The 24,539-nt window shown below is 49.9% G+C and carries 20 protein-coding genes and 1 tRNA gene; 16 read left to right on the plus strand and 5 right to left on the minus strand.

Translation table 11 applies throughout. The features are described from left to right. Positions 1-1,230: FAD-dependent oxidoreductase (locus JRI95_09045; GenBank protein ID MBW2061693.1), on the minus strand; the 1,230-nt coding region annotated here is incomplete at its 3' end. Positions 1,231-1,847: 617 nt separating this feature from the next. After that, complete coding sequence (locus JRI95_09050) at positions 1,848-2,483, minus strand: hypothetical protein (protein ID MBW2061694.1); 636 nt, start codon at positions 2,481-2,483, stop codon at positions 1,848-1,850. A 612-nt stretch (positions 2,484-3,095) separates the two neighbouring features. On the opposite strand from JRI95_09050, the gene JRI95_09055 reads away from it, so the two are divergent. The 12 genes from JRI95_09055 (at position 3,096) to JRI95_09110 (ending at position 17,126) form a co-directional block, all read left to right on the plus strand. Then, a complete protein-coding gene (locus JRI95_09055; GenBank protein MBW2061695.1) occupies positions 3,096-3,662 on the plus strand; it encodes a nitroreductase family protein in 567 nt (188 codons plus the stop codon). A gap of 136 nt (positions 3,663-3,798) precedes the next feature. Next, complete coding sequence (locus JRI95_09060) at positions 3,799-4,365, plus strand: nitroreductase family protein (GenBank protein MBW2061696.1); 567 nt, start codon at positions 3,799-3,801, stop codon at positions 4,363-4,365. A 557-nt stretch (positions 4,366-4,922) separates the two neighbouring features. Next, positions 4,923-5,897, plus strand: coding sequence for a LysM peptidoglycan-binding domain-containing protein (locus JRI95_09065; protein MBW2061697.1), 975 nt, complete (start codon positions 4,923-4,925; stop codon positions 5,895-5,897). 97 nt (positions 5,898-5,994) lie between these two features. Continuing rightward, positions 5,995-6,070 (plus strand) — tRNA-Ala (locus tag JRI95_09070). Between the two features lie 274 nt (positions 6,071-6,344). Further along, positions 6,345-7,940: a glycerol-3-phosphate dehydrogenase/oxidase gene (locus tag JRI95_09075; protein ID MBW2061698.1), complete on the plus strand. Its 1,596-nt coding sequence runs from the start codon at positions 6,345-6,347 to the stop codon at positions 7,938-7,940. 51 nt (positions 7,941-7,991) lie between these two features. Continuing rightward, positions 7,992-8,825 (plus strand): prolipoprotein diacylglyceryl transferase, encoded by an 834-nt coding sequence (gene lgt / locus JRI95_09080; protein ID MBW2061699.1) that lies wholly within the window; start codon positions 7,992-7,994, stop codon positions 8,823-8,825. A gap of 389 nt (positions 8,826-9,214) precedes the next feature. Continuing rightward, the gene (locus JRI95_09085) at positions 9,215-10,690 is read left to right on the plus strand and encodes an SLC13/DASS family transporter (protein ID MBW2061700.1); all 1,476 of its coding nucleotides are present in this window, start codon (positions 9,215-9,217) and stop codon (positions 10,688-10,690) included. A gap of 616 nt (positions 10,691-11,306) precedes the next feature. Beyond that, positions 11,307-12,869 carry an ABC transporter substrate-binding protein gene (locus JRI95_09090; GenBank protein ID MBW2061701.1) on the plus strand — a complete coding sequence of 521 codons (1,563 nt, stop codon included), beginning with the start codon at positions 11,307-11,309 and terminating at the stop codon, positions 12,867-12,869. Positions 12,870-13,293: 424 nt separating this feature from the next. Beyond that, the gene (locus tag JRI95_09095; protein MBW2061702.1) at positions 13,294-14,211 is read left to right on the plus strand and encodes an ABC transporter permease; all 918 of its coding nucleotides are present in this window, start codon (positions 13,294-13,296) and stop codon (positions 14,209-14,211) included. Positions 14,212-14,249: 38 nt separating this feature from the next. Then, positions 14,250-15,152, plus strand: a complete 903-nt coding sequence (locus JRI95_09100; GenBank protein ID MBW2061703.1) for an ABC transporter permease — start codon at positions 14,250-14,252, stop codon at positions 15,150-15,152. A 20-nt stretch (positions 15,153-15,172) separates the two neighbouring features. Next, a complete protein-coding gene (locus JRI95_09105) occupies positions 15,173-16,141 on the plus strand; it encodes an ABC transporter ATP-binding protein (GenBank protein ID MBW2061704.1) in 969 nt (322 codons plus the stop codon). A gap of 13 nt (positions 16,142-16,154) precedes the next feature. Further along, positions 16,155-17,126, plus strand: coding sequence for an ATP-binding cassette domain-containing protein (locus tag JRI95_09110; GenBank protein ID MBW2061705.1), 972 nt, complete (start codon positions 16,155-16,157; stop codon positions 17,124-17,126). Between the two features lie 96 nt (positions 17,127-17,222). On the opposite strand, the gene JRI95_09115 is transcribed toward JRI95_09110, so the two are convergent. Both JRI95_09115 and JRI95_09120 read right to left on the minus strand, forming a co-directional pair. Continuing rightward, positions 17,223-17,594: a DUF1330 domain-containing protein gene (locus JRI95_09115; GenBank protein ID MBW2061706.1), complete on the minus strand. Its 372-nt coding sequence runs from the start codon at positions 17,592-17,594 to the stop codon at positions 17,223-17,225. 101 nt (positions 17,595-17,695) lie between these two features. After that, the gene (locus JRI95_09120) at positions 17,696-18,514 is read right to left on the minus strand and encodes an SDR family oxidoreductase (protein MBW2061707.1); all 819 of its coding nucleotides are present in this window, start codon (positions 18,512-18,514) and stop codon (positions 17,696-17,698) included. A gap of 227 nt (positions 18,515-18,741) precedes the next feature. Here JRI95_09120 and JRI95_09125 point away from each other — a divergent pair, with 227 nt between their 5' ends. The 3 genes from JRI95_09125 to JRI95_09135 all read left to right on the plus strand — a co-directional run bounded on the left by JRI95_09125 (position 18,742) and on the right by JRI95_09135 (position 22,767). Beyond that, the gene (locus JRI95_09125) at positions 18,742-19,668 is read left to right on the plus strand and encodes an EamA family transporter (GenBank protein ID MBW2061708.1); all 927 of its coding nucleotides are present in this window, start codon (positions 18,742-18,744) and stop codon (positions 19,666-19,668) included. A 233-nt stretch (positions 19,669-19,901) separates the two neighbouring features. Beyond that, entirely contained in the window at positions 19,902-21,323 is a 1,422-nt protein-coding gene (locus JRI95_09130; GenBank protein ID MBW2061709.1) for an FAD-binding oxidoreductase, read from the plus strand. Beyond that, a complete protein-coding gene (locus tag JRI95_09135; protein MBW2061710.1) occupies positions 21,316-22,767 on the plus strand; it encodes a glycerol kinase in 1,452 nt (483 codons plus the stop codon). The genes JRI95_09130 and JRI95_09135 overlap by 8 nt, the downstream gene beginning before the upstream one ends. A gap of 578 nt (positions 22,768-23,345) precedes the next feature. Here JRI95_09135 and JRI95_09140 read toward each other — a convergent pair. Then, positions 23,346-23,663 carry a PilZ domain-containing protein gene (locus JRI95_09140; GenBank protein MBW2061711.1) on the minus strand — a complete coding sequence of 106 codons (318 nt, stop codon included), beginning with the start codon at positions 23,661-23,663 and terminating at the stop codon, positions 23,346-23,348. 518 nt (positions 23,664-24,181) lie between these two features. Here JRI95_09140 and JRI95_09145 point away from each other — a divergent pair. After that, on the plus strand, positions 24,182-24,539 hold a 358-nt coding region (locus tag JRI95_09145; protein MBW2061712.1), incomplete at its 3' end, for a hypothetical protein.

Raw genomic sequence — 24,539 nt, forward strand, 5'->3', positions numbered from 1 at the left:
GAGCCCGGCCAGGTTGATCTCAGGGGGTTCATCAGCAGCCAGTTGTGAAACCAGCTTTCCTGTTACCGGTCCCAGGGCCATCCCTATCGTTGCATGCCCGGTCGCCAGGATCAGGTTTTTATACTTGCTGGAGCGTCCGATGATTGGCAGGCCGTCAGGCAGGCAGGGACGAAAACCGCGCCAGATTTCGACTGGCGGCAGGTCCTCGGTAACAGGAAGGTATTTGCTGGCCCGGTTCATAATCGCCTTGACTCGCCGCTGGTTGATGGACTGATCACGACCGGCCAGTTCAAGCGTTCCGGCAAAGCGAACCATCTCGCCCAGAGGAGAAACAGCCACTGCGGCCTCAGTAAGCAGGAGCGGGACAGACGGTGAAGTCTCGGATCGCTCAAAAGTCAGGCTATACCCCTTAGCAGGTTGAATAGGCAGCTGGATTCCCAGGTTTCTTACCAGGTCAGGCGACCAGGCCCCGCTGGCCAGGACGACCTGTTTCGGCTGAAATTCTCCCTGTGTTGTATTAACCGTCAAAATCCTGGCAGAAGCAGCCTCAAACCTCAGCACTTCGGTCGAGGTTTGGATATCAACTCCCATGTTTTTTATGACCCGGCTAAGCTGAACCACGAAATCGGCCGGGATCAGGTGAGCATCCTTGGGGAAATAGAGCCCGCCGATGACACTGGGCAGGATATTAAGCTCAATATTCCTGATCTCAGGAAAGGTTAATATTTCACATTCGATTCCAAACTCTCGCATCAGATCCGCTTCAGTATGGGCCTCCTGAAAACCCCGGCCGGTATTATAAAGCTTAAGAAGACCTTTTTCTTGATAACCGAAGCTCAAACCTTCGAGCGCGGCCAGTTCATTGTAAAGCTCCACACTCAGGCGGCTCAGGTCGCGAAGCAGGTGCATGGAGCGGCGTACCCGGTCCCACTGACAGGCGGCGCGAAATTTCCAGAGCCATGAAATGAGTTCGAGGCTGAAACGCGGCTTGATGTGGAAAGGGCTTTCCGGGTCCAGGAGCCATTTAAGTCCTTGACCCAGCGCTCCCGGGGCGGACAGCGGTATAATATGGCTGGGCAGGATGAATCCGGCATTGCCATATGAGGCCCCGCCACAAATTTCATCTGCCTCGACCAGTGTTACCTGCTGACCCTGCCGGGCAAGGTAATAGGCCGCGGACACACCAATCACCCCGCCACCGATCACAAGAACGTCTTCCTGAAATGTCATAACCGGTATCTCTTATCTGGCCTGACTGAGGCCTGTTCATATCTGTATTCAGGAATGTTCACGCCTTTTCAGGCACAACCAAGGATGAAAACCGTTATTTTCGGGTATATGACAGAAAGTTACACCGTCATTCCCGCGCAAGCAGGAATCCAGATATCTTGGAAAAAAGACTGAAAGGAATATAATTTTAGGTCTGATTTTGGAAATATCCTCTTGTTGCTGACGCAACCCCGACAACCTGGTGGTTGTCAGGGCCACCCGCCAAATACCATTATACCATTTAAGGAGTGACTAAAACGATTTATAAGGCAGAAGGAAAATCCCCCTCAATCCCCCTTTAAAAAAGGGGGAGTTTTCTTACTGCCTCTGGCCTAGTCTCCTGCTGGAAATATCTTTTCCTTTGTTCCCCCCTTTACTAAAGGGAGGTTTAGGGGGGATTTCTAGAGCGAATGGCAAGGATACGTTCTGATTGAAAGGGTAAAGATTACTTCGTCACTGACGCTTCTTCAATGACGAGTCGTTTTGAAAATGATGGAAAGTCCATTTGAATTATTACCATTATTTATGGGACGCCACAATAGCCGTATAGGTCGTTTTCAATTTTTTTAAAATCCGAATCAAGTATAGGTGTTAACATACTTAAATTCAGTATCCTGCCTTGGCTCCAGGTAGGTATTCATTGCATGAGACACAGTAAGATCCCGGTAGATCAGCAGGCCGTCCTCAGGATTGGAACTTTCGTTGAATGGAAAAACGGCATTCCTCCCAGAGGCCGTGAAACCTTGAACCGCGGCCAAGGCCCTGACCTGATTTTTATTCTTGACTGCCAGATCAAAGGCAACTCCTTGTTTATCCGCGGCAGGAGCTAATTCTGCCTGCTTCTCTTTGGCTAGCTCAGTGAGCGCCTTTCTTTCCATCTGGGCTGCTTGAGCTGCAACCTGCCGGTCTTGCGGGGAGGGGTCTGCCGGAGCCAGGGCCGCTCGCCTGACGACCTGCGCCTTCCGAATGGTAGCCTCAGGGTTGCCGCTTACCGGGGATGAATCTATGCTTACTTCGCCTCCTATGGCATATCGCTTGCCATCCGGGCCGATCTGATAAGAAAAATTCGCTCCTCCCCGGACATAACCTGCGCCCGCGGCCATGTGGGCGCGTTCATGGCTCCTGACTTCCTGATCACGCCTTTTTAACTCACGAACCTGGGCCTTTTCCGCCTTGCTCAGCTCATAATGCAGGCCTCTTTCAGTAATAACCATGTTATCTTCATTTTTATCTTTTTCTGAAGGCCCTTTCTCATCCCTGGCTGGTTTAGATTCTTCATATCGGCCTGTCAGGCCTTGCCCTGGGGACTGCGGCTTATCTTCGACCGTCGGGGAGATAGCGGTATTTTCATTATGGCCGGCCAGTTGTTTGGCCTCAGGAGAGATTGTGACGCGTATGGCGTCTGGAAAATCAGTTTCAGAAGGGGGTTTGGAATCGCCTCTTTCCCTGGTGATTCTCCAGGGACCTGTGACGCCAGCGATCTGGCCGAGGTTAAGTCCGCGGAAAATGTTTATGGAATTAACAACCGAATTAATCTCCAAGAAGGTCTCCTTAATAATAAAGAAGCTAGATCGCAGACTGAGCTTTGAGCGGGATTGTGTTTTAAGTTATTCATCCCTTTCGCCCTGCCTGATTTTCTCCATTATCTTTATCGGTCGGAAAGCTGATTAACTTAATATTTTTTTATGAGCTGGCTTTGAAAAAAGTTTGAATCTATGGCCAAGGAACATATAAAAATGCTGGCTAAAGAAGACGCTTAATGATAATCTGCCTTCTACTTAATTCTGAATGACCCTGGATGTCATTTCTGCCTAAGGAGCTAACAGATGGATTTTTTTGAACTATTGAAGGAGAGAAGAAGCGTTCGGGATTATGAGGCCAAAGAGGTGCCTCTCGAACTTGTCAAGGAGATAATCAACGACAGCATTAAGGCCCCGAACGCCGGTAATATGCAGCTCTGGCGTTTCATCATCGTCAATAACAAGGACTGGATAAAAAAGCTTTCAGATGCAAATAAAAAGGCCATCCTGAAGGACATCGAGGAAAATCCCTCTTCAGGATATAAAGGTTATGAAGCGCTGATTAGAAATGATAGCTATAATGTATTCTATAATGCCCCCTGCCTGGTCTATATCGTCGGCATTGCCAAGGCCCCGACCATTCCTGTGGACTGTGCTCTTTTGGCCAGCTATTTTATGCTCTCAGCCGCGGCAAGAGGTTTGGGCACCTGTTGGGTAGCGCAGGGGGCAGAGCTTAAGGATCCCGAAATCCTCCAGGAACTGGGACTGCCAGACAATTACAAGATTATCGCCCCGATTATACTCGGCTATCCCAGGAGCATTCCTTCTATGCCCGAAAGAAAAGAGCCCAAGATTCTCAAGGTTATTAGTTAAGGGGTTAAAGCCTTTTTGGTATTCCTGGATATTTTAGGACAAAACTCGAATCTCAGCGATCCTCGGACCATTCTGATTTTTTAACTGAAAAGTGGGGAGAATTGCAGTAAATTCAAATTGAAAAGGAGAAGTAACTATGGAACTCGCTGATGTGATTAAAGGGAGACGAAGCGTTAGGAAGTTTAAGCCAGATCCGGTCCCCAAGGAGCAGCTTGAACGCATTTTAGAACTGGCTCAGTGGGCCCCGTCGGCCATGAACCGGCAGGAGAGTTTTTTTGTGGTAGTGCAGGGTCAGAAGAAAGAGGAGTTGCGGCAGATATTTTCCGATGCCTTTAACGATATGAGGCCCATTTTGGAGAAGGTGTTTGCCAAAAGGCCCAAAATCATTGAAGGCATGAAAATCTTTTTTGAAAAGTACGGCAATGCGCCGGTCTTTATTTTTGCTTATGCCGGAAAGCTGCCTAATGGGGATTGGGACACCCACAGCACCGCCGTGGCCGTTCAGAACCTACTTTTAGCCGCCTATGAAGCAGGCCTTGGCGCCACCTGGACCGATGGGGTCATGGGAAAAGAAAAAGAGATCAATGACGCCTTGGGGATTGAAGACAAAAAATTAGTATGTGTGGTGCCTGTGGGCGAGCCTGATGAGGAGCCTCGGGTGCCTCCTCGCCGTGAAGACAGGGTTGAGTGGATAGGGTTTTAGCCCTGGTGGTTGTTTAAAATAGTAGCCGGTAGGCTGGGGAGCCATCCTACCGGTTTCCGTTTGAAACTGAAAAAAGATGGATCAAAATCGGTACTCACCTTCCTGGATTTTTTTGAATAGATCTGCTGTTAAAGGGACGTAATCAGAACTTCCCGGCATCCGAACGTACAGAGGATCAGCCACCTCATGAGGGTCAAATCCTGCTTTTTTCAGATCCGATTTTCTATAGAAGACCAGGCGCCGGATTTTGTGAATCGAAGGCATAAGTATGACATGCTGTTAAGCCTGGGACAGATAATATCTGTCTGGGAGAGGTCTATTCATGTCTTGCTTTGGAGGCGCGAATGGGCCTTGCTTTTGTCTTTGCCTGGCCCTGCGCCCATATCGCTACGGACGAGGGTTAACTCAAGTGAAGGCATGTTCGCCTGGGAGTGCAACATCTTGTGCTGGTGGCAAGATCAATGGAAAGGCTGAATTATCTTGACATTACGTGCTATTAGGAGTATTTTAAATAAAATGAGATTATATTCAGCTCCGTGATCTAAGGAGGATGAAGGATGAAGCCCAGACCATTCCTCATGGCACTTTCCGTGTTAATCTGCCTGCAGTTTATCTTTACCCCTGCCATTTTAGGCCAAGATGAAAAAATATACACGGTCAAGAAGAGCGATACTCTTTGGGATATTTGCCAGAAATACTATAACGATCCCTTCCTTTGGCCAGCCCTCTGGGCACTAAACCAGGACCGCCTGACAAATCCCCACTGGATATCAATCGGCGATAGCTTGATCATTTATGACAAGGAAGCTCTGCTCAAGAAAAAGGCGGAAATAACACCACCGTCCACAGCGGCCGCTCCGGCCAAGGAGCCGAAGTCTCTGTATGAACGCAGTAAACCCATTGAAACCATTTTCCCCAAATACTTCACCTATCTGGCAAATCCGGCAGGGCTGGAAAATAAGGGTATTAACCGAATCAGGATTAAAAAGGTCGTTTTTGAAAGCAAATGGGTCATGGACGAATCCAATAAACTGTGCCGGATTGATTCCAAAAAGATAGTGAATACTTACGCAGAGATGCGTGAGGTAGGCGAGATTATCGCCTCTGAAGAGCGGGGTTTCAGACCGTCCTGGTCCGGGGATATCCATGGCCGAAGCATGCTCTCCTTTTTTGATAACGTTATCGTTCACTTCACCGAGAATGTGGCCCTGATACTTGATTCAGCCGACCATGGTGAGCTAGATCCCTATTTTAGAGAGTATCCAGTTTATGGTCTGGATCGTGAAGTTAAAGAACCTCAGGATGAAAAAGGGAAAAAATCCCTGGGCCGACTTCATCGCTTCAAAGGCGTCCTGACGGTGGTTGCCCGGATAGAGACTTCTAAGGTTTTCACACCTGAGAAGAAGAAAAAATTCTTGAAAAAAAGAAAGATTATTGATCGGGAACCGATTTTTTATGTGGCCCGCATCACGCAGTCAAAAGAACCCATTGAGATTGGAGACAGGATTTTCCTGTTCAAACGAATCGAGTGACGTGGATAGATAATTTTGCCTTTTTCTTTCCCATGAGAAACTGATCCCTTTATATTGACAGACTGAGGGGTTGTTGCTAATTTAGCCTGTTGTTTTTGGGGCTGTAGCTCAGCTGGGAGAGCGCATGAATGGCATTCATGAGGTCAGGGGTTCGATCCCCCTCAGCTCCACCAAATGAAATCAAGGGGTTACAGAATAATAACTGTAACCCCTTCCATTTTGGTTACTACTTTTGGTCAATGTCTAGAGTCGGACAAAAGAGCCTGTAATAGAGACGGGTTCCAGTTCCGCTTCTCCTGTTTTCGCCCTGACCTGGCCCCTAAAAATTGGACCTGTTTCTGAAGGAGATGTCGCGGCTGGTATTTAGCGCTATCATGGCATAATCTTGGTTATATAATTAATTAACCTAACCACCCTGGATTGTGAATTGGAAAGGGAAAGTTAAAAGTGAAAAAGAGAGGACTTGACCTTCGAGATCGGCAGGCCAGTTTCGCTGCTCTTGAAGCTGAGACGTTTGATCTCCTTATCATCGGCGCGGGCATCACCGGGTGCGGAGCAGCCAGGGACGCGGCCATGCGCGGCCTCCGGGTGGCCTTGATTGATGCGAACGATATCGGCGCTGGAACATCCAGCCGTTCGTCCAGGTTGGTTCATGGAGGTCTTCGATATCTAGCTCAGGGCGACGTTATGGTTGTACGCCAGGCAGCGAATGAAAGGAAAGTGCTGCGTCGGATCGCCAAACACCTGACCAAGTATAATCCCATGGTGATTCTGCCTCGATCCAAACGCGGCACCGCGGCCATAAGGGCCGCATTATGGTCTTATGAAAAGATCGGTCACGTGGACAAAAGCGAACGCCATGAGGTCTGGGACAGGGAACGGTTGAGAATAGAGGAGCCGCATGTCCTCGCTGATAATTTTACCGGCGCCGTGGTCTACCCGGAATACCTCACTGACGATGGACGCCTCACTCTGGCCAACGCCATAAGCGCTGCCTCTGCCGGCGCGGTGATCGTCACCTATGCTGCCGCTGAGGAAACCATTATTGAAAATGATCGGGTTACAGGCGCGGTCGTCCATAACACCTTGCCAGGCTTTGAAAGCACGGCCATGGTGCAAGCTCGCGTGGTGGTCAATGCAGCCGGGCCGTGGGTGGATAGAATTCGCCTCATGGAGGACAGTCAAGCCAAAAAAAAGCTGCAGCTCACCAAGGGCATCCATGTGGTCGTTTCCCGCGCCCGCCTTCCGATCAACCGCACCATTATCATGAACGCCCCTGACCGCCGCAGTATCTTTGTCATACCCTGCGGGCGGTTCGCATACTTCGGCACCACGGATACCTTTTATCCAGATGCGGAATACTGGCCGGAGATTACCCGCGATGACGTGGACTACCTGCTCAATTCAGCCGCGGCTTATTTCGACGTCGGGCCTTTTCAGTATCAGGATATTGTTGCCCTCTGGTCAGGCATAAGACCGCTTCTGTATGAAAAAGGTAAGAAGCCGTCTGAAATTTCAAGGCGCGATGAGGTTCTGGAAGGCCCGGCCGGGTTGCTGTCCGTGGCGGGCGGTAAGCTTACCAGCTACCGGTCCATGGCCGAGCACTTAGTAGATCAGTGCGAAAAGCAGCTCAATCGAAAGCCGAACCCGGCGTCTACGGCTGAGGAACCTTTACCTGGCGGGGATTTTAAAGGAACGGTCTCTGACCTTGAGTCCCGTGTCCAAAGGCTGGGACTCTCGCGGGAGGAGGCTGAACGGGTCGTGATATTATATGGCGCGGAAGCGCTGGAAATATTTAAGGAGAGCAGCGGCCCGGCAGTGGAGGCGGCACATGCAGTGCTAAACGAAGGCGCGCTGACGCTAGAGGATTATTGGGTCAGGCGAAGCGCGCGGTCCAGGTTCGATGACGATGGAGGTCTGGCTGCCCTTGAACCGGCCGCAGATTGCATGACAAAGCTGCTTAATTGGTCAAGCGAGGAAAAAACGCGTCAAATCAAGGCCTGTAGAACGATCAGGGAAAATGAGCTTAAAGCCGTACGTTAATTATTGAAAACGACGAAATAGCCATGAATATTGAATTGGTGAGGTCAGTCCGTGGATAATTATTTTCTCTGGTCTGTTGATCCCGTTATTTACAAAGCAGTTATTCCTGGCCTCGGGTTCACGCTTGAGCTTAGATACTACGGTATTTTTTTCGCGCTCATGGTCCTTGGCAGTTTTTTCCTCTGGCGCTGGCAGATGAGCCGGGCCGGATACAAGGACCGAGAAATAGACGCCTGGTTTCTAATGGGCCTGGCATCAATCGTTATAGGAGCGCACCTGGGTCATATCGTTTTCTATAATTGGGGCTATTACATGGCCCATCCCAAGGAGATATTATTTTTCAAGGGAAGGGGACTTTCCAGCCATGGGGCGGCTCTTGGGATCATCGCCGGTCTTTTGTTATACAGCCGCATATTCAAGATTCCTGCAATGGAGGTTTTTGACGCCAACACCTTTCCGGCCGCCCTGGCCGCAACGCTGGTCCGGCTAGGCAACTTTTTCAATCATGAAATCGTAGGCCGCGTGACGTCTGTTCCCTGGGCCGTGCGTTTTAAATATTTCGAGGATCACGGCGCGGAGCCAAGGCATCCCTCGCAAATATATGAGTTTTTTTTGGGCTTGGTGGTGATGTCGGCTCTATACCTGATTGACCGGCGCTATGGTGTTCGGCGGCCGAAAGGCGTTTTAGCGGCTGTTTTTCTGATCGTTTATTTCCAGGGTCGTTTCCTTATTGAATTTTTTAAGGAATTTCAAAGACTCGATCCGGAACAGTCCTCTCTAACCATGGGTCAATACCTCTCTATCCCGTTTATTCTTACCGGGATTGTTCTTCTTGTCTGTGCCTTGCGCTCAGGCCCGCAGGACCCTAAAGCCTGGTCTTCCTAAAATACTGCCGTATCATGGCCTTAATCTTTTCTCCTAGCCATAAAGTTATCTCTCCTTGACAGGCTAGTGAGCTATTCGTAAAATACGTTAACTTTTAATAGGGAAAAATTGAAAGTCTTGAAAAAGTCTTTTTATCAGCTCAAATTACACGTTTCTTAAATATGTCCATCGCTATTTTATCTTCCAAGAAAGAGGGATTTTTTTATTATTTTTCCAGGAAAGTAGAGATTTAATTCAAATACCTTCAGGAGAATGCAGATTCATTATATCTCTGCCTATCAAAGAGGACAGGAATCCTTGATAAAAACCTGGAAACAGCGAAACCATAATAAAATCTGCGCGCCTTTATGTTCTTTAGGTGCATTCCGATCTAAGGAGGGTGTTGATTAATGGGAGCTGTGGCGACGGCCGCGCATGAAGGGAATCGAATTAATTGGAAGCGGCTGATTTTTCTCTTTCTTGGCATGGCGCTATTTGCAGTGGTTTATCTTTGGCCTAGCTGGCCGGATGCTGTGGATCCTATGGGAAAGCATTTTCCCTTGTCCCGGGAGGGTAAGGCTGCCCTGGCTCTGTTCCTGCTCGCAGGAACCTGGTGGGTTTTCGAGGTGGTGCCTATCGGGGTGACCAGCCTCCTCATAGGGGTCATGCAATCCTTGTTTCTGATCCGTCCGGCCAAAACTGCTTTCAATGATTTTATGGACCCCTCGGTTATGTTCATTTTTGCCTCCATAATTATCGGGTTTGTTTTTACCAAGACTGGATTGACGCGACGACTAGCTTACAGAATGCTGATCATTGTTGGCGAAAGGACCAGTATGATTTATCTGGGCTGCTTTGTGGTCACCGCAGCCCTGACCCATATCATGGCTCACACAGCCGTGGCGGCAACCATCTACCCCCTGCTTTTGATTATTTACTCCCTGTATGAAGAAGGAGATAAACCGACCAGGTTTGGTAAAGGCCTGTTTATCGGCATGGCGTACGTAGCCGGAGCAGGAAGTATCATCACCTTGCTCGGGGCGGCCCGGGGGGCGGTGGCCATTGGCTTTTTTAAAAAAATCATGGGGCAGGAAGTTACTTTTTTTCAGCTGAGTTACTACATGTTCCCCATAGGCTGGCTCATGGTATTTGTCCTTTGGGGATTTTTTATGTTTTTTTTCAAGCCTGAAAAAAGTGTGATACCAGGGCTTAGAGAGAGGGCCAGGCAGCTCAGCGCCGGATTGGGGCCCATTACCAAGAAGGAACTTCTGGCGGTGATTATTGTCTTAGGTATAATCCTGACCCTGGCGCTTCGGACTCACATCTCGTTTCTTGAACCGATCAATAAAACCGCTATCGTCCTGGTGTCCACGCTCCTCTTTTTCATTTTTGGAATCCTGGATATTGACGACCTGGAAGATATTCCCTGGAACATCATTCTACTTTTTGGGGGCGCCATGAGTATTGGTTTCTGCCTCTGGGATACCGGGGCGGCAGAGTGGCTGGCCGTGAACTGGCTGGTGATGTTCAAGGAAGCCCACTGGTTTATCTTTGTGCTAGGCATTGCCTTCTTCATGATGTTAATGACCAATTTCATCATGAATGTGGCCGCCATTTCTATCGTTCTGCCCGTGGCTCTGGTGATAGCTCCTTATCTGGGTGTGGCGGGAGAAGTAATCCTCTTTGCCTCATTGGTTGCGGCAGGTATGCCTTTCCTGCTTCTGGTGGGCGCAGCCCCCAACGCGATTGCTTACGATTCCAGGCAATTTTCAACCGGAGAATTTTTTCTGTATGGTATTCCAGCCAGTATTATCTTGATGGCGGTTGTGGCCCTGGCTGTCTTTGTTATCTGGCCGCTCATGGGCATGCCGGTGACGATACCGTAGTGATGATAAAATTTTCAAACACGCCCGCGGGTACCATGCCCAACCAATAAAAAATTTTGATTGCATATCTGGACAAAAGCTAAAGGGCTTGACAGGTATCGCGGGTTTGTGAGATAAAATTACACCAATTAAATTTCCAAGAAAAATAATAACTCAGGGCTGAAAGGGTTTTCCGGGCAACCTGAACAGGTAGCTTGTTCCTTTTTACCTTTGTGTTGCAAAGGCATGGGGCGAAATAAACCATCAAGCTTAACCGCTGATATGATTCCTTAAGATTAAGGAGGAACATCTCCGGCTATCAGGGTTCGCCCTAATGAAAAAATTTCCCGGTAAACGACTTTCAAGGGTGGTGAAAAATGCTTCGGAAGCACGCTTTAAAGGGCTTGACAGTCAGGATTAATATCAATACAAAAAGAAGAGAACCCCACCATTTAGAAAAGGAGGCAACACGGAAGAAGGGATAAGCTCAAAGAAAGTGGGTTATACAGGTTGAGTTATCTGTATAGCCAGGCAGTCATTCGGGTTCAACTCTTACCTTGCCCGGTGACCAATTGGAGTGCGGTGGCTAATAATTTTTACGGATCTAATCAATCCAGGCAAAGGGAGGAAATCTGTTATGAAAGTAATCAAGTTTAAACATATCTTGGTTTTGGGGCTGGTAATGGTCCTTTTAACAGCGGCCTTCATCGTTTCCGGGCTAGCCAAGGCGAATCCGGAGCAAACCGGGGATATTGTGTATGCCACTGCCTACGGCATGTTTTTCACCAAAGGCGGCGACTGCTCCACCCATTATGCCGGGCAAGGTCCGTTACTCGGCACCACCATTTATGACCCCTTAATTGACTGTGACGTTGATCTGACTTATCTTCCCGCCCTGGCCAAGTCATGGAAGGTCGCTCATGACTGGAGCTACGTGGACTTCGACCTCAGAGAAGGGGTTAAGTTTCACAACGGGGCCATAGTAACCGCTGAGGATGTGCAGTACAGTTTAGCCAAGCACATGAATAAAAAGTCAAGGTGGGTTTTGGGCCATGATTTCAGACGAAGGGTCAAGAATTCTGAGGTCATTGACACCTACAAGGTTCGGTTTAACCTCAAGGACCCTTTCCCAGGGCTTTGGAAGCGCCTTTGGTGGGATATGGGCATCTTTCCGAAGAAATATCGCGAAGCGATAGGCGATAAAGCGTTTGCCAGCAAGCCTATTGGGGCCGGACCATTTAAGTGGCTTAACTACAAGCAGGACGTCTACTTCAAGATAGAGGCCGTCAAAAAACATTACCGTAAAACCGCTGAATTCAAAACACTCAAATTCGTCTATGTGTCCGAAGCCTCGACCAGGCTGGCCATGCTCATGGCCGGTGAAGCCGATATCATTGAACTGTCCGGAAGACATATACCGGTGATCAAATCTGATCCTAACCTGAGACTGCTCCAGACCAAACACGTCATCGGAACGGTTCTGGCCTATGCCGACCTGCCTTTCCCAGAGGAAAAAAGCCCATTTTTGGACATACGGGTCCGAAAAGCGGCCAGCCTGGCCATTGATCGGAAGCTGATCTGCGAGAAGATTCTCTTTGGAGGCTCCGATCCGTATGGAGAGGTGATAACCCCTTATTCACTGGGATGGGACCCCACGGTCAAGCCGGACCCCTATGACCCGGAAAGGGCCAAGGCTTTACTCGCTGAGGCCGGATACCCCAATGGCTTTAAGACGGTAATGGGCTGTACCGCGCCGAACCGTTTCTGGATGGAAGCCATCGCAGCCAACCTGGCGGACATTGGGATCAAAGCCAAGATCAATGTATATGAAGGAGGCGCCTGGTACGGCGCGTATCAAGGGAAAAAGCTCCGCGGTCTCATTGTGCGTAACTCGTGGTATGACGCTGAACCCCACGCGGCGGCTGATTTGACTGACGCCTACATGTCCAAGGCCCCGTGGTGTTACCACACAACCCCGGAGATAGAAGATGCTTTGAATAAAGCCCAGTGGGCCATAGAAGAAAAGGAGGTGGCAGACTGGGGGAGGAAGATCTCCAAGCTTATCCGTGACAGCCGTATCAATATTCACCTCTGGTCCGCATCATCAAGTTACGGTGTGAACCAGAAAATCATAAAGTGGGAACGACAGATGGGGTCCTATCCGGGCACACGTTTTGAATACATGAAAATCAAACACTGAAGGCAGACGCGATCCCGGGCGCGGCGAAAAACTATTTACCTTGAGCTAGATAGTAAGATTCTCGTTAGGTTTGGAGGGAAATCCAGGAACATAATATATAGTCAACATATAAAGCGGCCTAACTCTGTAAGCCTGGATTTATATGAGAATGGTATCAGCACTATCGTATGCTAACTATTTTTCTTGATCTTTAACAGGCAGAAAAAGATGAGAGGGGATTAGAAAGCGAAAGTTGAGACAGCTTACACAGCTTACCGAGGCATACGCCCATTGATTTATACTTGCGCGGGAATGACATCGAGTCTATAATGCGTTTCATTCTCGCGCAACATTGTTGGAGTCTTTGCCAGGAATTGCAATAAATTAATATATGGCAATACCTTTTGTTTAATCCAGAGCGGTTAAATAAAAACAGCAGGAGATAATGAAACGATACATCCTCAGACGGCTCGTGCAAGCAGTCATTACGATTATCGGCATATCCATCATTGTCTTTCTCTTGACTCACCTAAGCGGTGACCCTGTGGCGCTCATGGCGCCTCAAAACGCAACTAAAGAGGACCTCGAACAGATCCGTATTGATCGCGGCCTGGACAAGCCGATTTATGTCCAATACTGGAAATATATCTCAGGGGTGGTGGTGGGCGACTTTGGCGAATCCCTCAGATGGGACATGCCTGCCATCGAGATGTTTTTAGCTCGATTTCCCAATACTATAAAACTGGCCAGTGCGGCCATGGCCTTTGCCATTTTATTTGGTCTGCCGACCGGGATTCTGTCTGCGGTCAAGGTTGGAACCAGGTTTGACAACTTTGGCAAGATATTTGCCTTGATGGGGCAAGCTCTACCTGGATTTTGGGTCGGAATCATGCTCATTTTGCTGTTTTCGGCCAAGCTTAGACTTCTCCCGACCTCCGGGATGGGCGGCTGGAAGTACTATATCATGCCAGCCTTCACTCTGGGCTGGTACACCATGGCCGCTATAACGCGTTTGAGCCGCTCGGCCATGCTGGATGTATTGGATGCCGAATACATCAAGATGGCCAGGATAAAAGGAGTTTCCGAGGTCTGGGTGATCATGAAGCATGCCTTTAAAAATGCCTCGGCGCCGGTGGTCACCATGACGGCCTTACAGTTTGTGGTGCTGCTTAATGGCACTATGATTATTGAGACCATCTTTACCTGGCCCGGAATAGGCAGGCTGATTGTGGATGCGATTTTCGCCCGTGATTATCCGGTGGTACAGATGTGCGTTATGATCTCTTCCAGCCTGTTCGTTTTTACCAATCTTATCGTGGATATCCTTTACGCTTACCTGGACCCCCGAATCAGATATCAATAGGATTTCAATTGAGCCGACCATAAAGGAGAGATCAAGATTTGACCGCTATCACGAAAGCATCAAGAACATCCTCACTGTTTAAGAAGATTTTTTCAGGTCTCAGGGAGGCCCCGAAATTTCCCACGGTGGTCCTGACAATTTTTCTATTTTGCGGGGTTTTTGGCAATCATGCGATTTTTGGAACTCTTATTTTGCCTCACGATCCAAACAAAACTTCATTCATGGACGCCTTAACTCCTCCCTTCTGGATAGAGGGTGGAAGCACAAAGTACATCTTAGGCGCCGATCAACTGGGGAGGGATCTCCTGAGCCGGATCATCGCCGGCGCCGGCGTCTCGCTGCAGGTTGGCATCGCCGTTGTTTTTTTTGCCGGACTCATAGGCAGTCTGGTTGCAATTGTGGCGGGTTATATGGGAGGCCGGACCGATACGATCCTCATGAGGCTGCTTGACATGGTGCTCTCCTTGCCTTTCCTTGTCCTGGCCGTGACCCTGGCCGCTATTGTTGGGGCAAGCAAATACAATCTTATTTTTATTATTTCCGCTCTGGCCTGGGCCTGGTACGCCCGCGTGCTCCGCTCGGAAGTGCTCCGCCTCAAAGAGGGTGATTTCATACGCCTGGCCATTGTGGCCGGTTGCAGCAAGCCGAGGATCATGATCCGGCATATCTTCCCCAACATCGTCAACAGCCTGGTTGTTCTGGCGACGCTCAATCTCGGGGTGGTCATTATTGCCGAAGCTTCCTTGAGTTTCCTCGGCTTGGGGGTGCCGCCGCCTGACCCGGCCTGGGGGTCAATGATCTCCGAAGGAAGAAATTACATCGGACAGGCCTGGTGGCTCTGCGTTTGGCCCGGGATAGCGATTTTGTTAACAGTCTTGAGCTTTAACCTCCTCGGAGACTGGCTCCGGGTTCGCCTGGACCCCAAATTTCGACAAATCTAAACCCATTGGAAAAAAATGTTATGGGGAAAAATATTCTAGAAGTCAAGGAACTGAAAACCTATTTTTTTACCCGGCGTGGCGTGGTCAAGGCGGTTGACGGGCTGAGCTTCACCATCGAAGAGGGCGAAACATTAGGACTTGTCGGTGAGTCCGGGTGCGGCAAGAGCATTACCTGCCTGTCTATCCTGAGGCTAGTCCCCAAGCCCGCGGGGCGCATTGTAGCCGGTGAGATCCTCATGAATGGCGACAACCTGTTGGCCAAGACAGACAAGGAGATGAGACAGGTTCGGGGAAAACAGATCTCCATGATCCTGCAGGAGCCCATGACTTCTTTGAACCCGGTTTTCACCATCGGCAACCAGGTGGCAGAACCTATCAAGCTGCATCAAAAGCTTGACCGAAAGGCCGTCTGGGAAAAGGTTAAGGAGATGCTCTCCCTGGTTAAAATTCCTTCGCCGGAAGTTCGCATACGGGAGTATCCTCACCAGATGAGCGGCGGTATGAGGCAAAGGATAGTCGGGGCTATGACCTTAAGCTGCCAGCCGCAGCTCCTTATTGCCGACGAGCCAACGACGGCCCTCGATGTCACGATTCAGGCGCAGTTCCTCAAACTGCTCAAGGATATTCAGCGTGACTCGAAACTTACCATGATCGTCGTTACTCATGATTTTGGTATTGTAGCCAGGGTCTGTGACCGGGTGGCGGTGATGTATGCTGGCAAGGTGGTTGAAAACGCGCCGATCAGGGATCTGTTCAATAATCCCAGGCATCCTTATACTATTGCCTTAATGGAGTCTCTCCCCAAAATGGAAAAAAAGGCAGATAGGCTTTTTTCTATCGAGGGGCAGCCGCCTGATCTCAGGGACCTGCCGCCAGGATGCAGGTTTGCTCCTCGATGCCCTCAAGTCAAGGAGATCTGCCAGCGAGAATTTCCACCTCAATCCGTGATCGGTGACAGGCACTCTCTGAGCTGCTGGCTGGCTTCATGATAGGAAATAGAGAATGAGTGAAATCCTTTTGGAAGCAAAAGACCTTACCAAATATTTCCCGGTAACGAGGGGCCTTATCTTCTCAAGGCAAATCGGGGCGGTTAAGGCGGTTGACGGCATCAACTTCACCATTAACAAAGGAGAAACCTTTGGTTTGGTCGGGGAGTCAGGATGCGGCAAGACCACCACGGCCAGGCTTGTCCTGTTACTGGAAACGATCACTAAAGGGACTATTCTTTTTGACGGTCAAGAAATTGAAAAACTGGCCGGGGCCGAACTCAAGAAGTACCGGGGTTTGGTTCAGGCTGTGTTTCAAGACCCTTTCAGCTCCCTGAGCCCCAGGATGAGGGTCGCGGATATCATCGCTGAACCCATCGTCGTAAACGATTCCTTATCCAAAAACGAAGTCAAGGAGAGGGTTGCTGAATCCCTCGAAGTCGTGGGGCTGGGACGAGACCAGGCCGAGCTTTTCCCTCACGAGTTCAGCGGCGGCCAGAGGCAGAGAATAGCCGTAGCCAGAGCCCTGGCCCTCGGTCCCAGTCTCATCATCCTCGATGAACCGGTGTCCGCCCTGGACGTCTCCATTCGAGCCCAAATTATGAATCTGCTCCGGGATATTCAGGCGCAATTCGGCCTGACCTACCTGCTCATCGCCCACGATTTGGCTGTGGTCAAGCATATGAGTAAGCGCATCGGAGTGATGTATCTGGGCAAGCTGGTGGAGATAGCCGAAGGCGAGGAGTTGTACCGTAGCCGTCTGCATCCCTATACCGAGGCATTATACTCGGCGGCCCTGCCTTCACACCCTGATGATGAGCGCGAGGAGATCATCCTGCCCGGGGAGGTGCCCAGCCCGCTCTTTCCACCGTCTGGCTGCCGGTTCCATCCCCGCTGCTTCAAGGCAATGCCCGTTTGCTCAGAGAAGGAGCCAATCTTGAAAGACGTAGGCGCAGGCCACTACGTCGCCTGCCATCTTCACGTCTAGGGCAATTGCCAAAAAATGTTCCGATACAGGTTCTGAAACCAGGAAGCCAAACGGAACATAATTATGACAACCACTATAACCGCGGGCTAGTTATCTTCAAGCGCCGTAATTAAGGGACTTTGTGGCATAGAGACGCGAGTCGGTCAGCGCTTCCCTTCGATAATGAACAGCCGCCTGATATTCCTTATTCTGAACCATTTTCAAAAAAGCAGCGCGAGAAGGGTATTCAACAAGAATAACTACATCCCAGTCTTCATTGCCGATGAGCGGCATCTCATACTGCCCGTAATAAAGAATCCTGCCGCCTAATTCGCTGATTAATCTTAATGAAGTTTCAGAATACTTAGCATAAGATTCGACCCCACCCTCTGGTTTAAACTTCAATAAATTGATCATTACCACCGGTTTCTCGTCGGACAAGGTGGTAAATTTCTTAAGCTGTTCTCCCGTCGGTTCTACTGTTGCCATTTTCCCCTCCTTAATCTCAATCAAACTTCAACCGTGGCAGATGATACCCTGGTAAGAATACTCGCCGCGGCCAGAGACTCATAAGAACGCCTCAAAGCAACTTAATTAAATTTCATTCCACCGCACACGTTGAGGGCCTGACCGGTGATCTCCTTGGCTTCCTCTGAAGCGAAAAACACAACGGCGTTTCCAATGTCCTCTGGCGTCTGGACCCTTTTAAACGGGATTTGATCCTCAACGATAGCATTAAAGATCGTATCAGGATCCAAACCCTTGAAAATTTCACTTCTTTGACTCAATATTCGGGAGCCTTCAGCCCACATCGGTGTCTTGATTATGCCGGGACAAACCACGTTGACGTTAATATGATAAGGCGCCATATGCAGGGCCACTGCTTGACTCAGATTGATGACCCCGGCTTTACTGGCCGCATAAGGGGCCAGAAATTCAACACCCTGCCGTCCTGCCACAGAGGAGATATTGATGATCTTCCCTTTTTGCTGCTCTTTAAAATGCGGAACCACGGCCCGGTTGCATAAGAAGACGCCTTTGAGGTTGATATCAATGATCGTGTCCCAATCGGATTCAAGTATGTTTTCGAAGGTCAGGGGCGCATCTGAGTCCTCACGCACGGAAAATCCCATGACGCCTGCTGAGCAGACGAGGATATCGAGACGGCCCATTTCCTTGAGCGTGGTATCAATTAATGCCTGACATTGATGGGCCAGCCGCACGTCCGTCTGAATAGCCATAGCTTGCCGCCCTTTCTCTTTGATCTTAGCGGCTACATTTTCAGCCAGATCATTCTTGATATCACTCACCACCACATGGGCCCCTTCTTTAGCCAGGCAAAGACAGATACCTTCACCAATGCCTCCGCCGCCGCCAGTTACCACTGCAACCTGATCTTTCAACCGCATGATCAATCCTCCATTAGTATCATTTCATTCTCCTTGGCATATTGTTTTATTATAGTACATTCCCTCCACCAATAGTATTAATAGCAGCTTCTTTTGAAAAACCGAAAAAAAGGTCGGGAAATCGCAGGGAAATCTTTTTAAGACAAAATCTCAAAAAAGCGTAATAACAATTAGAAATATTGACCCCATGTCTCCGGAGTGATATAACGCCCCGCATGAAAGGTAAAATGCTGAGTTCCTCGCCGGTACAAGGTTATCTGTGCGTGATCATGGCCGCCGTGTTATGGTCCTCATCAGGTACGGCTGGGAAGGCCCTCTTCAATGAAGGCATGACCCCTTTCGAACTGGTCCAGATTCGAGTTACTTTATCCACGATCTTTTTACTTGCGATCTATGGAGCTTTTGCCAGGGATTTCTTAAAAATTCGATTAAGCGATCTTGGTTACTTTTTCCTGCTCGGCGGGGTGACCATGGCCATGGTCCATGCAACCTATTTTTTTGCTATCAGCAAAATCCAGGTTGCCGCGGCCATCCTGCTGCAATACCTGGCCCCTATCTTCGTGGCCGTTTACTCCATATCTTTCTGGAAGGAACGACTGACGCACATTAAACTCCTGTCCCTTGTATTAGCCTTCGGCGGTTGTTATCTGGTAGTTGGAGGCTATAACCTCCAGCTCTTGTTCATGAATCGCCTTGGTGTCTTGAGCGGTCTGGCCGCAGCCGTTTCTTTCAGCGGTTATACCCTGCTGGGAGAGCGTGGCATGCACCGTTATTCACCCTGGACCATCCTCTTTTACGCCCTGGCCTTTGCGGCCTTGACTTGGCACATCATTTATCCTCCCTTCCACTACCTGAGAGCCGGATTCACATTGACTCAATGGGGATGGATCATTTACATCGTCGTGGCGGGCACTATCCTGCCTTTCGGGCTGTATTTTGTCGGGATCAACTACATCCGGTCCACCCGCGCCATAATCACAGCGACTTTGGAACCAATTTCCGCAGGAGTACTGGCCTTCTTTCTCCTGGGGGAAGTTCTGGAGCCTTTCCAAATAATCGGAGGGGTTTTCGTCATCGGCGCCATCGTGCTGCTGCAACTGCAAAGAGAAAAAGATGAAATGACGCCGGCCTTGATACGCGCCCGGAATAAATAGGACCGCCCAGCCGCGGCGTTTCTATAAATCCTGCTTGCCTGATATATTCTCCCGGCTTCCTTTGCCCGGCCAGCAGTGAAAAACGATCTATTCATGTTAATATGAGTAATCCGGGTTAAGTTGAAAAAATTTCTAATTGAAGAATTTTATTTTTTTTCTAGAGTGCCGGTGTTATGATCTAAAATAATCCAGATAGATTTAAAGGAAACAAAGAGACAGGAGTTTAAGTATTGGTGGATTTATCGAAAATGAAGATGCCGATTGTAAAAACACTGCTTGACGCCCTGGGTAATGAAAAGGTCTCAACAGATGTGCACGTCCTCAAGGAGAGGAGACACGATTACTGGGTCCTGAGTCAGCTTGACGACATACAAGGACGCGGAGCGCCCAATCCACTCTGCGTCGTAATGCCAGGTGACACCGACGATGTGATCGCCGTTGTCAACGCCTGCCGCGAAAATGAAACACTACTCGTTCCCTTTGGGTTGGGGTCCGGCGTATGTGGCGGCGTGAAGACCTCAGCAGACACAGTCCTGCTGGATATAAGCTCGATGAATCGGACACGAACCATTGACGTGGACAACCTGATCGCGACCTTTGAAGCCGGAGTGCGGGGCGCAGACGCGGAAGCGGGTGTGGCTAAACACGGGCTGACCATCGGTCATCATCCCCAGTCCGTGGACCTCAGTACAGTGGGCGGTTGGGCGGCCACACGTTCCTCAGGTCAGTTTTCCAGCGCTTACGGGAGTATTGAGGATATGGTTCTGGGTCTTGAACTAGTCTTGCCCAATGGTGAAATCCTGGAGACGCTTCTGACACCACGCGCTTCGGTCGGTCCTGACCTGAAGCAGCTTTTCCTGGGAAGCGAAGGCACTCTGGGAATCATCACCGCCCTTACCTTTTCCTTGCGCTGGAAACCCGAAAAGCAAGCCTTTACCGCCTTTTACGCCCCATCCATGGAGGCGGGATTTGAGGCGCAGCGCTTTATCATACAGTCCGGCTGGACCCCTCCAGTGATGCGGCAGTATGATTCAACTGAAGCCCGCCGCCTTTTCCCGGAGCAAGCTCGCGGGGATGACGCCTTGATTTTACTCGTGCACGAAGGACCGGCCGCCCGGGTGGATGTTGAAGTGCAGGCCTGTCCCGCCTTGATGGCCGAGGTGGGCTGCGAACCCGCTTCCACCGAGGCAGTAGCGCACTGGATGGAAGAACGCAACCAGGTCCCAACGTGGGACGTTTTTTTAGACAAAGGTATTATTCTCGACACCATTGAAATCGCTGCCGCCTGGGACAGGATTGGTCCGATTTACAGGAGTGTTATAGCTTCCCTCAAAGAGGTTGATCATATCCTCACCGCTTCAGCCCATAGCTCGCACTGCTATCGCTCAGGAATAAACCTTTATTTCACCTTTGCGGCCAGGCCACCGGAATCAGCCAGGATGGCTGATGTTTACATGGAATGCTGGCGACGCACACTGGAAGCCACGGTCAAAGGAGGCGGAGGCATCTCTCACCATCACGGTATTGGCCGCCTGCGCCGTGACTGGCTCCCGCGAGAAATCGGCCAAACCGGTGTTCATCTTTTAAGGTCGTTAAAACAGGTTCTGGATCCCACAGGCTTCATGAACCCAGGAGTACTCATTCCCGATGTCTGACGCAGTCTTGGCCATAGACGCCGGCACCACCAATGTGCTTGCTTTGATTATCGGATCGGACGGCCGGGTGCTTGGCAGAACCGTAGGCCGATACAGCCTGCACTATCCAGAACCCGGCCTTGTGGAGCAGGACCCAGAAGAACTATGGGCCACTATAATGACCGCGGTCAAACGCAGCTTGAGTGAAGCCGGTCTGTCAGCGGGCGACCTGAGCGCCATCGGTATCACAGGACAGCGCGGCACGATCATTATTTGGGAACGCAAAAGCGGCCAAACGCTCGGACCCGCCATCAGCTGGCAGGATCAGCGCGGAACGGAAAAGGCAAAGGAACTTGCTGCGCAGGGATTCATCACTGTAAATTCAATTACGCCGGCCTCCAAAATGGAACATGCGCTTGATCTCCTGCCTGGCAGTCATGAGCGCATGCGCAAAGGTGAACTCGCCTGGGGCAATGTGGACAGCTTTATAGCCTGGCGGCTGAGCAGCGGAACCGTACATGCCACTGATTGCTCGAACGCCTGCACCACCGGGTACTTTGACTATTTCACCGAATGGAAGTGGATGGCAAAACTGCTTGAAGTGCAGGGACTGGACCCATCTCTATTCCCCAAGATCGTGGACACCTCGGAAATCATCGGGCTGACCTCTTGCCAGGCCTTTGGCGCTGAAATCCCCATCGGGTCCATTATCGGCGACCAGCAAAGCGCCGCTTACGCTCAAGGATGCCTCAAACCAGGAGAAGGCAAGGTCACCTTCGGGACATCCGCCACCATTAATGTGAACACCGGTCGTGAGATTAAAATTACGGCTGGCACCTACCCCCTGGTCCTCTGGCGTCGCAGCCAGGATACAGCTTACTGCCTGGAAGGCATGGTTATCACCGCCGGAGCTGTTTTCGACTGGCTCGTGAGGCTTGGCGTGCTGGAGAGTGTATCGGCCGCGGCAGAGGCGGCCGCAAGCGTTCCAGACACCCATGGCGTCTTTTTCTTACCTGCCTTGCAGGGTCTGGGATCGCCTCACAGCCTCCCGGAGAGACACGGTGTCTTTGAGGGCCTGACGCTTGGAGCCAGTGCCTCCCATCTCGTACGCGCCGCCATGGAGGGCGTGGCCTTCCGCGTGCGCGAAATGCTTGATGGGGTTTACGAGGGTTCCGGGTTAGTTCAGCCCGAGGTGTTGCGAGTTGACGGGGGGGGCGCGGCTAATGACGTTCTGATGCAGATTCAGGCCAATGCCTTGGGCTGCCCGGTTGAACGCATGAAGCCACTGGAGGCCACCGCTTTTGGTGCAGCGCTTTTGGCCGGGGAAGCCTGCGGTGTTTGGGAACCCTGGACCACGAGCAGCCTGCGACAGGCTGATCGTATATTTGAACCCCAGTGGAGCGAGGACGAGCGTGAAGAACGCTTCGCCAGGTGGCGCCAAACGTGCCGCCTTGAAGCAACCTAGGTGATTACTCTTTCAGGGGAGCTAAAAAAAATTCTCCTCGACCTTCCTTATAATAAGGTTCAGCTACTAACAAATTGTCATTCCAAGCCCCCGGCCCTCCAGCAGAAGCCATAGGGTTATTTGACAAAGAAACTGTTTTCAAGTTTTGGAAAAGGGCAGGGATAAGCCCCGCCCGTATATTTCTGGTCTTTCATATGTCAATAAAAGCCAAGACTTCTATGAACGCGCTTATAACAACGGGTCATATATAATATAAAAAAACGTGCAGATTCAATGGGTTTCATACTAGTAAATCCTGAAGCAGGCAAAACAGTTTCTTAGAAGGAGCTTCAGCGACGAAGTAATCTCGATCTTATAATAATTATTAACTAATTTGAGATTGCTTCGCGGAGCCTGTCCAGAGCGAAAGCGAAGGGCTCGCAATGACAGGAAAATGAATTTTATATATTTGAATGCAACTTAGTATTAATGAAATATAACGGCAGGATACTGGGTTACTCTTTTCTTGAAAAGAACGCCTTTCAACCAGGAGGTTCCCAGCGGCGCTGATTTTTCGAAGATTAGCTTGACCGGGCTTGTCAATCTTTGCGCATGAATGTATCCAGAATTTCCTGGTCTTCATCGCCGATTTCGATAATAACCACACCCATGCCCGAGCTGCCGTATTGACGATCAGCAGTCTTGCGCCATACTACTCTCCCCCGGACACCGATCTCTTCGGCGCCCAGGGCGAGGTTCATATTCAGGGTGGTGCCAATCGGATATGGCGCATCCGTAGTGATGAACATGCCTTTCCGGCTTACATTTTCGGTTGAGTGGGTAAGGATACCAAATTCGGACCGATCATCTATCCGAACCACGACAACTTTTCGGGGGTAGCTTCGTCTTTCTTTCATGTACGTTGACTCTCCTGCAATCCTGGATCCGGCGATGCACTAGTCAAAAAGAGGTCAAGGGCCGGATATTGGCTCATCCGTTATCACCGCGATGATGCGACCGCTGCCAGCCGTAAGGTTCAAACCCCCACTTTTGACCAACCTTTTACTAAAAAGACAATCAATACATATGAAACCCAGCTCAAGTAAGAACAGATTACCAGAAATAGAGATAAAACACAATATTTTCAATTTTTAATGTATTAGCAATATTAAAATGCCCCTTTCCATGGGGACATTTTAACGTAGCAGTTAGAGGGGACATTCTTGCTTGGCTACCACATTTGGATAGAGATACATTGACATCCGGGCGTTTTACAAGTAAACAGGAAAGGGACAAACAGAATCAATTATGCTATGATTTTTACGTTGAGACCTGTTAAAAAAAATGGGTTTAGTCATCCCAGACTTGACCTGCTTCCTGAGGCAAGAAACCGGATGAATCAGCACCGTGAAATTTTTTTTGGAGGTTTAAGAAAATGATCAAATTTGGCAAGGGAAACCTGCGGATACCTAGATGGTCAAAACGCGTCTTCATGGCAGCCGGAGGCTGCACGCCTTTCCGCAAGTACTTCCCTGAATATAAACTGGAAGAGCTGGTTATGATGGCCTACCGGATGATGCTTGAGGATAATAATCTCAAGATGTCACCTAAGGAGATCAAAGACAATATTCAGTTTGCAACCTATGGTGAGTTTGCCGATCATTTCCAGGACCAGCTCCTGTGCGAAGCCAAGGTCCACGATTACCTGGGTCTGGATCCAATGTACAATGTGGGCATCAAAACCGGAGGCGCCACCGGCGGCTCGGCCATACTCACCGGGGCCATGGCAATTG

The sequence above is a fragment of the Deltaproteobacteria bacterium genome (genome assembly GCA_019308995.1).
In the GTDB taxonomy this organism is placed as follows: Bacteria; Desulfobacterota; Desulfarculia; order Adiutricales; family JAFDHD01; genus JAFDHD01.